Below are 5569 nucleotides of genomic sequence, written 5' to 3'. Positions count from 1 at the left end.
ACCAACGCACTCACCCGCACATTCAGATCCACCCCACGACCCCCCGCATCCACCACCGTGTAGTGGGCGTCCATCTGGTCGGCCAGGTCGAGCGGCGCGTCCAGCCCCTGGGGGAACAGCTTTCCGGGCACGGCGTCCTTGCGCTCGGCCACGGTCATGATCCGCAGATCGCTCCCCTCCGCAGGGGAGGGGAGCGGTGTGGCCTGCGTGTCGGTGAGCGGAACGTGGGCCAGCACGCCCAGGATCGGCAGCCCGGTCATCCGCTCGGGCGCGCCGGGCGCCAGCTGCCGGAGCATGCGGTCGGCCGCCGGGTTGAAGTCGAGGATGCGGCCGGAGGGGTCGATCGTCAGGACCAGGTCGCTGATCCGGTCCAGCACGTGCGTGCGCTCGACCGGCACCAGCTCGTGCAGGGACAGGCGCACCAGCGCCCAGTAGGACAGGACCGCGGTGGCGCAGAACCCGACCGGGGTCATGTCCGCCTCGTTGGTCAGGCCCAGCAGGCTGGCGACGTTGACCGCGGTGGAGGGCGTGGCGGCCAGCAGGGTGATCCCGTACAGCCGCCGCTGGGCGCGCGGACCGCGGATCCACGCGCGCACCAGCCGCGCCACGCAGACGGTGAGCAGGACGTAGCTGTAGGCGGTGTGCGCCCAGAACAGCGGGCCGAAGTCCACCTGGAGGGCACCCTCCCCGGCGGGGTCCGCGAACGAGATGAACCAGCGGCGCCAGGGGGCGACCAGGAACACGGCGAGGACGAGCGCGGGCTCGACCGACAGCCACAGGGCCGTACGGCGCGACAGCCGCCAGGCGCGGTCGACCACGGCCAGCGACAGGCAGTGGAACCCGGCCATGACGACGCCCACGGCCAGGAAACCGGTGGCGCCCAGCCACACGGACACGCCGGGGTCGACGGTGAGGAAGCCGAGCCAGCCGGTCGCCGACCAGACGGCGATGCCCGCGGCGACGACCGCCAGGGTACCCACCGCCGGCGCCACGCGCCTGCGCCGCCAGCCGACCACCGCGACGGCGGAGGCCACCACCGCCGACAGCATGAAGAGCAGGGCCAGGAACGGCTCCCTCATCGCCACTGCCTTTCCTCAACCGCCGCGTCTCCCGGCACCCGCACGGGCCGCCGGGCCGATCGCGATCTTCCGTGAACGGTCCGGCCCGCGGCTTCCGTGTCCGGCCATGCCGAAGACACCCCGCGGGTCTCCTTCGTAGTTTCGGCACGCGGACCGGGCTGTTGACCCTTTCCCCGGTCGTGCCGGGGCCCGGTCCACCGGCCGTGCCGCTCTCCGGCGCGTTTTTCCCGGGGACGGACTCAGAATCCCGGATGATCGGCCGATCATCTCTGTATGGCCTCTCTCCGTACCCGATGGCCGCTGCCGGCGGCGGCGGCGCTCGTCTCCGTCGCCGTCGCGGCGACGGCGGAAGCCGCGACCGGCGACGTCATCTACTTCACCGGTTACATCGTCGTGTGCGCCGCCGCCTGGTGGGCCGCGCTGCGCCAGGCCGGGCCCGGCGAACGGTGGCCGTGGCTGCTGATCGCGGTCGCCCAGACGTTCTGGCTGGCCGGTGACCTGGTGTCGACGGTCGCGTTCCGGCTCTTCCCGGAGTGGGACCCGACCGGCTGGATGGACGCCCCGTGGCTGGCCGGATACCTCTCGATCGGCACCGGGATCATGATGATGGCCCGGCTCCGGGCCCGGGGGCAGCTGCGCGAGCCGCTGCTCGACATGCTCACCCTCACCACCGCGGTGACGATCGGCATGTGGTGGCTCCTGGTCGCGCCCGCGCTGGAGGAGAGCGGCGGCCGCTACACCGCGGGCATCGCGCTGGACGCCGGCTACATGCTCGGCGACGTGCTGATCGCGGCGGCGGTGCTGCTGCTGGTGCTGTCCCCCGGCAGGCGGAGCGCCCCGACCGGGTTGCTGGTCACGGCGGCCTGCCTGCGGCTGGTCACCGACCTGGGGTATGCGGTCCTGCCGCATCTGGGCGTGGCGATGGAGAGCCTGGCCTCGCTCGGCGGGCTGGTGCTGTTCGGCAACTCGCTGATGGTGATCACCGCCCTGCACCCCGGCCGCGCCGAGCTGATCCGTCCCAACCCGCGGACCCGCACGCTGCATCCGGCCCGCATCGTCTTCCTCGGCCTGGCGCTGCTGACCGCTCCCGCGGTCGCCGTCGCCCAGGGATCCGGCCCGCAGGCCCAGCGCATCGCACTGCTGGTGGCCACCGTCGCCGCCAGCGCCTTCATCCTGGCCCGCTTCGCCGGGGCGGTGCGCGAGCAGGAGCGGGCCGAGCGGCTCCTGGCCTACCAGGCCTCCTACGACCCGCTGACCGGCCTGGCCAACCGGCGCACGATCACCGGCCGCCTGGACGCCTGCTCCGCCGGCGACGTACTGCTCTACCTCGACCTGGACGGGTTCAAGGCGGTCAACGACACCTACGGCCACGACGCCGGCGACGCCTTGCTGGTGGAGGTCGCCCGGCGGCTGCGCGCCGCCGTGCGCGAGGACGACCTGGTGGTACGGCTCGGCGGCGACGAGTTCGCGCTGCTGTGTCCGCAGGCCTCGGTGCACACCGACGTGATCCCCCTGGCAGAGCGGGTCCTGGAGGCCATCGCCGAGCCGATCGGCTACGACGGCCACGAGCTGCGCGTGGGGACGAGCATCGGCATCGCCGTGGTCGACGAGACCACCACCCCCGGCGACCTGGTCCGCAAGGCGGACGCCGCCATGTACGAGGCCAAGCGCGGCGGCCGCGGCCGCTGGGTCCTCGCCGGGCCGCCTCCGAAGCCCGCTTCGCTCTCGCTCGCCGGCTGAGGCCCAGAACGCCGTCGGGGCCGCCGCCCGGGCACCCGGGCGGCGGCCCCGACGGCGTCTGCTCGTGTGCCCGTCGCCCCGGGACCGGCCGGTCCCGGGGCGGTTGTGTATCTGCCGGCCACCGCTGTCGAGGAGGGCCGAGGCCTGTCCTCGATGAGCGGCGCGCTGGCCGGTGCCGCCCACCGCCTGCTACTGGCCTGGCGGCGGGCCCTGGCCTGCGGCTAGCGCAGATGCCGGGCGAAGAACCCGGCCGCATCCTCCGCTGCGAACTGCGGGACACCGGTATGCCCGCCCATGTTGGCGTGCAGCGTTTTCTCCTTGGAGCCGAAGGCGTCGAACAGGTCCAGGGCCGCCTGCCTGTCGTTCCCTTCGTCATCCCACTGCAGCAGGACATGCAGCGGAATGGTGACCTGTCGGGCTTCCTCGAACATGGTGCGAGGCACGAAACTCCCGGCGAAGAAGCCGGCGGCCACGATGCGCGGCTCAACCACCGCAAGCCGGATGCCGATGGAGATCACTCCCCCCGAGTACCCGACCGGGCCGCCGATCTCGGGCAGCGACAGCAGGGCGTCCAGGGTGGCCTGCCATTCCGGGACCGCCTTGTCGACCAGCGGGAGGATGAGGGCGTCGATGATCTCGTCACCGACCGGCTCGCCGGCCTCCATAGCCCGGCGCAGGTCGGCGCCGGCCTGCTCGGCACCGGCCGAACGGGGCCGGTCACCGCTCCCGGGGAGCTCGATGGTGGCGGCGGCGAAGCCATCCGCCGCGGCCTGCCGGGCCCGCGCCACCAGCCGGGGGTACATCTTGCGCAGCCCGAGCGGGGGGTGGCCGAGCAGGATCAGTGGGACCGGTGCGGACGCGGATGAGGGCGTCCACAGGATGCCGGGGATCTCACCGAGGGTGAATTCGCGTTCGACGATGCCGTCGTCGAGGCGCTGTTCAGAAGTGAATCGCAAGGTCGTGCCTTTCGGGAGTGCGCTTGAACGGCGCTCCCGGACGACCTATCGCCCGACCGTGACCCCAGAGGGGAGCACCCATGTCGATACTGCGTTCACGGGTACCACCTCCTCGTTCTCTCGCACGGCCTCCAGAAAGCTAGCAGCGGTCGCTGTGGTCCGCCAACGGGTTTCCGCGAAGGCTCCGTGGCCGGATACCACGGAGCCACTCGCCCAAGAAAGTTTCGGGTAACCGGATGATCACTCCTGGTTGAGGTCGTCGGCGAGGCGCCGAGCCGTTTCGGTCTCGATCGGGCCGTGCGGCTCGACCTCCTCTCCGGCCAGCCGGGCGGCCCCGAGCCGGAATGAGAGCCGGCGGCCTTCAGGGCACTGACCGGTTCGCCGGGAGGAGGGTGATCCAGGCGGCGCCGTCCAGGTACAGGCTGGAGGTCGCCACCAGCCCCTCGCCCACGGTCTCGGTCAGCCACTGGTCGTCACCGACTTCGCCGCACCGCTGCAGGTTCCGGATAGACCTGTCGGTGTCCGAGTGCGTTGTCGTGCACAGGGCGATCAGAACACCGTTGTGAGCAGGTCGGCGAACAGCTCCTGTTCGTCGATCTCGAGCCCGCGGTTCGTGAACCAGGTGGCCATGTTGTGGCAGTCGCGCATCAGGAAGTCCATGCCCTTCGGATTGCCGACGATGTCGACGACCTGGGGCAGGTCGATCATCACGATCCGCTCGTCCTGCGCGAGGACGTTGTACGGCGAGAGGTCGCCGTGCGCGAGCCCCGCGCGAGCCAGTTCACGCATGCCGTCGCGGAGCTGCTGGAAATACACGCCGAGCAGCTCTTTCGACGGCCGGACTTGGGCGAGCCGGGGCGCGGCCCCGCCCTCGCCGTCGTCGATGAACTCCATCAGCAGCTCGGTGCCGTCCACCTGCACGGGATACGGCACCGGGACGCCGACCTTCCACAATCGGTTGAGGGCGTCCCATTCGGCGTATGCCCACTGACCGGCCGCGACGCCGCGGCCGTGCGAGGTCTTCTTCGCCATCGCCCGGCTGTCACGGCTGTTGCGGGTATGACGGCCTTCGACGTACGACGCGCTGCGGTGGAAGGACCGGTGTTCCTCGGTGCGGTACCGTTTCGCGGCCAGCAGCGAGGACTTCGCCGGGTTGTCGCCGATGGCTTCGACGGCCCGCTCGATCAGGAAGACGTCGGCTTCCTTGCCGGTTTTGAGGACGCCGAGCTCGGTGTCGATCGCAGCCTGTTCCGTCACAACCCACGAGGGGCGTGGTTCCGGGCCGCGAGAACCGCGCTCGACCTCCAGCCAGGTGGACCACCGCTGATCTGGGTCCAGCTCCTCGTCGACCGCATGGAACGTGAAGACGAAGGCTGCGGCCGGATCTGGTTGGAACTCGTCACCGGTGAATTCGGACCGAGGGGAGCGAAGGTCGGAGTAGGTGTCAGAGGGTTCGTGCTCGGAAGACAACGGGTGTGCTCCTGGACAAAGAGGTGGGACTGATGCGGACATGCCGCAGCGCAGTGATGGCCATCCGTCAGCCCTCCTTAGTCCAGGCAGCGCTCTCCGCCGCTCGATCGACCCAGCATGCCTCGCCCGTTCTGGCCCCCGCAACGTATTTACCGGCGCTGGGTCCGTGCTCCTGCGAGAGCGATGGTGTTTACGGCGTGAACACCCGGCGGGTGAAGTCGTCAGCGGTCGCCGGTTCCCGGGCCTTCGGTCCGAGGGTGAGACGGGAGCCTCCGGTGTTTACGGCGTGAACACCCGGGCGGTGCGGCCGGCGGCTTTCTGCCG

The 5569-nt window shown here is 71.0% G+C and carries 4 protein-coding genes; 1 reads left to right on the top strand and 3 read right to left on the bottom strand.

What is annotated here, in order from left to right; genetic code table 11:
• A partial coding sequence (locus IEZ07_RS35040; RefSeq protein WP_191898735.1) for a histidine kinase N-terminal 7TM domain-containing protein occupies positions 1-1079 on the bottom strand: 1079 nt, incomplete at its 3' end.
• Positions 1080-1352: 273 nt separating this feature from the next.
• Here IEZ07_RS35040 and IEZ07_RS35035 point away from each other — a divergent pair.
• On the top strand, positions 1353-2819 hold the full coding sequence (locus IEZ07_RS35035) for a GGDEF domain-containing protein (RefSeq protein WP_191898734.1): 1467 nt from the start codon (positions 1353-1355) through the stop codon (positions 2817-2819).
• 221 nt (positions 2820-3040) lie between these two features.
• Here the strand turns inward: IEZ07_RS35035 and IEZ07_RS35030 are convergent, their stop codons facing one another.
• Together IEZ07_RS35030 and IEZ07_RS35025 are read right to left on the bottom strand one after the other, a co-directional pair.
• Positions 3041-3775 (bottom strand): alpha/beta hydrolase, encoded by a 735-nt coding sequence (locus IEZ07_RS35030; RefSeq protein ID WP_191898733.1) that lies wholly within the window; start codon positions 3773-3775, stop codon positions 3041-3043.
• A 549-nt stretch (positions 3776-4324) separates the two neighbouring features.
• Positions 4325-5245 carry a serine protein kinase RIO gene (locus IEZ07_RS35025; protein WP_239321338.1) on the bottom strand — a complete coding sequence of 307 codons (921 nt, stop codon included), beginning with the start codon at positions 5243-5245 and terminating at the stop codon, positions 4325-4327.
• Positions 5246-5569: the final 324 nt, after the last annotated feature.

Origin of the sequence: Planomonospora parontospora (assembly GCA_014647935.1) — a bacterium.
In the GTDB taxonomy this organism is placed as follows: domain Bacteria; phylum Actinomycetota; class Actinomycetes; order Streptosporangiales; family Streptosporangiaceae; genus Planomonospora; species Planomonospora parontospora.
This window is presented reverse-complemented; position numbering and strand designations above follow the sequence as displayed.

Excerpts from the sequence above, each read along its gene's own strand:
- IEZ07_RS35035 (WP_191898734.1), top strand. The coding sequence starts at position 1,353 with ATGGCCTCTCTCCGTACCCGATGGCCGCTGCCGGCGGCGGCGGCGCTC.